We start from the raw sequence: 2,631 nt of genomic DNA, 5'->3' as shown, positions 1-2,631 counted from the left end.
CCGGCGGCCCGGGTGGCGGACCGCCGGGGGTTGGTGCCGGCTGCGGTCGTCGACGGGGTGTCCGGCGCCTCCGGCGACACCCCGGGGGTGCCGCCGGAGGTCGGCGGGCCGGCGACCTGGCCGGTGAGTTCTGCGAGCAGTGCGTCGAGGGGTGACGCGGCGGCGGAGCGGGCGACCGGCTCGGCGCGCCCCGGGGCGTCGGTGCCGTCGGTCGCGCCCTCGCTCTCGATACCGGGGGCGTCGCCCTCGTCGGCGAGGCCGTCACCGCCGGGGCGGGCGCCGGTGCCGGGGGTCTCGGCGGCGCCGGGGGTCTCGGCGGCGCCGATCTCCGGGGAGTCGGCTTTCACGGTGCCGGTGCCGGTGCCGGCGGCCGTGCCGGGGCGTGCGGGGTCCTGCGACGGCCGGCTGGCGGCCGTGGTCATATCCGGTACGGGCGCGCCGTCGGCGGTGCCCACCGCCTCGTCCTCCGGGGCCGCGCCGTCGGCGCCGCCCGGGGAGGCGGTCTCGGTGGGGACGGCCGGCGCCGCGTCCTCCCGGCCTCCGGGCCGTGGTTCGCGCGCGGGGCCGCCGCTCACTGCTGGGCCTCCATCGCGACCCGCAGGGCGGCGATGCCCCGAGAGCCGTAGGCCTTCACCGAGCCGGTCGATATCCCCAGCGAGTCGGCGACCTCGGCCTCGGACATGTCGGCGAAGTAGCGGAGCACCAGTACCTCGCGCTGGCGGCGCTGGAGGTTGCGCATCGCCTTGATGAGGTCGGCGCGTTCCAGCTTGTCGTAGGCGCCTTCCTCGGCGCTCGCCATGTCCGGCATGGGCTTCGACAGCAGCTTCACGCCGAGGATGCGGCGGCGCAGCGTGGAGCGGGAGAGGTTGACGACCGTCTGGCGGAGGTAGGCGAGGGTCTTCTCGGGGTCGCGGACGCGGCTGCGGGCGGAGTGGACCCGGATGAAGGCCTCCTGCACGACGTCCTCGCAGGAGGCGGTGTCGTCGAGGAGGAGCGCGGCGAGGCCGAGCAGCGAGCGGTAGTGCTGCTGGTAGGTGGCGGTCAGCTGGTCGACGGACGTGCCCTCAGCCATCGAGGTGTCCGTGTCCTCGGCGGCTATGCGGACCGGCGCCGCCTCGTGGGCGGGTATCGGGGCGATCACCGGGAACCCCGCAACGGGACGCGGGAGGGCGGTCGACCGGTGCACGGGTGCGGTGAATTCCAGTACCTCTGCCACGCTTGTTGGACACGCGCTCCCCCGCGTTGGTTGTACGGCGCGCACAGGTTTCTCGCCGCCGGGCACACCGCCCTCATCCGCACCGCCCGTCTCCGTTCAGGGCCCGGCCGCGGGTCGCGCACCGGGCGCGTGGGCTCTGCCCGACGCCACCGCCGGGGCGCCGTTCGCGCCGCGGGGGCGTCAATCCTCCCCCGCGTGGTGGGCTCGATCAACCCGGCCGAGGCGGTGAGTTGATCACGGAACGTTCACAGTTGAGCAGCATTGGACGCCAGAGCGACAACTGCCGCTCAACCGGTCAGGCGGTGACCGATCTGCCGCCGTACGGGTCCGCGAGACGCCCGCAAGCGCCCCGGTCCGGCGCCGCCGGGTGGCACCGGGAGCGCCGCGTCCGGCTGAGATCCTGACCGCATGGCACAGCCCACGCACCCCGCCGCAGAACTGGACGGGCGCCCCGTCACGGACGAGGCACTGCTCGCGACCGCCCTCACCGGGTACGGCCACTTCACGACCATGCGGGTCACCGCGGACCACCGGGTCCGGGGCCTGGACCGCCATCTGGCACGCCTGGCGCGTGACTGCCGGGTGCTGTTCGGGACGGAGACGGACCCCGCCGTAATCCGGCGGTACGTCTGCCGGGCGCTGGAGCGGAACGCCGGGGTGATCACACCGGGTGACGAGGTGATGGTCCGGGTCTCGCTCGTCGCACCCGAGCTGGAGGTCGTGCGTCCGGCCGCCACCACCGAGCCGCGGGTGCTGGTGACGGTGCGTCCGGCGCCCGACGCGCGGCCGGCGCCGCTGCGGGTGCGGACAGCCCGGTACCGGCGTGAACTGCCGGAGGTGAAGCACAGTTCGCTCCTCGGCGCGCTCCACGCCCGCAGGGCGGCTCAACTCGACGGTTGGGACGACGTGTTGTTCGTCGGAACGGACGGGCGGGTCACCGAGGGCGCCACCTGGAACGTCGGCTTCGTGCGGAACGGCACCGTGACATGGCCGTCCGGTGAGGCACTGGCCGGCATCACCGCCGAGCTGGTGCGGCGACAGGAACCGGGGATCTCCGCGCCGGTCGACCCGGCGGAACTCGGTTCCTACGAGGCCGGGTTCGCCACCAATGCCGGTTTCGGGGTCCGGCCGTTGGCCGCCGTCGACGCGGTGCGGTTCGACCCGGGCCACCCCGTCCTCGACCGGCTGCACCGCAGCTACCTCGCCGTTCCCGCGCAGCCGCTGTGAGGAGCAGCGCCGCGGGGCGGGGGCACTCTCGGGGACGGCGCTCCTCGGGAGGGGCGCTGCGACGCCCGCGACGGTGCGCGCACAGCGCCGGCCGGCCGCCGACCCGCGCGTACGGGGCGACGACCGGCCGGTGCGGGTGTCGGGTGGCGTCCCGGCCCGGCATCAGCGGGCGGGGACGCGGGGGGGCG

The 2,631-nt window shown here is 75.5% G+C and carries 2 protein-coding genes and 1 pseudogene; 1 reads left to right on the top strand and 2 read right to left on the bottom strand.

Annotated features, from left to right (window positions below):
- Positions 1 to 575, bottom strand: a pseudogene (locus HCN56_RS25020) (hypothetical protein); the annotation flags it as partial.
- Entirely contained in the window at positions 572 to 1,204 is a 633-nt protein-coding gene (locus HCN56_RS25015) for a SigE family RNA polymerase sigma factor (protein ID WP_209313173.1), read from the bottom strand. The pseudogene HCN56_RS25020 and the gene HCN56_RS25015, both read right to left, overlap by 4 nt.
- A gap of 420 nt (positions 1,205 to 1,624) precedes the next feature.
- Between HCN56_RS25015 and HCN56_RS25010 the strand changes: the two genes are divergently transcribed.
- Positions 1,625 to 2,443: an aminotransferase class IV gene (locus HCN56_RS25010; RefSeq protein ID WP_167974855.1), complete on the top strand. Its 819-nt coding sequence runs from the start codon at positions 1,625 to 1,627 to the stop codon at positions 2,441 to 2,443.
- Positions 2,444 to 2,631 lie beyond the last annotated feature (188 nt).

Origin of the sequence: Streptomyces lonarensis, assembly GCF_012033735.1 — a bacterium.
GTDB classification, from domain to species: domain Bacteria; phylum Actinomycetota; class Actinomycetes; order Streptomycetales; family Streptomycetaceae; genus Streptomyces; species Streptomyces lonarensis.
Note: the sequence above shows the minus strand (reverse complement) of the source record. Positions and strands in the feature narration are given on the sequence as shown.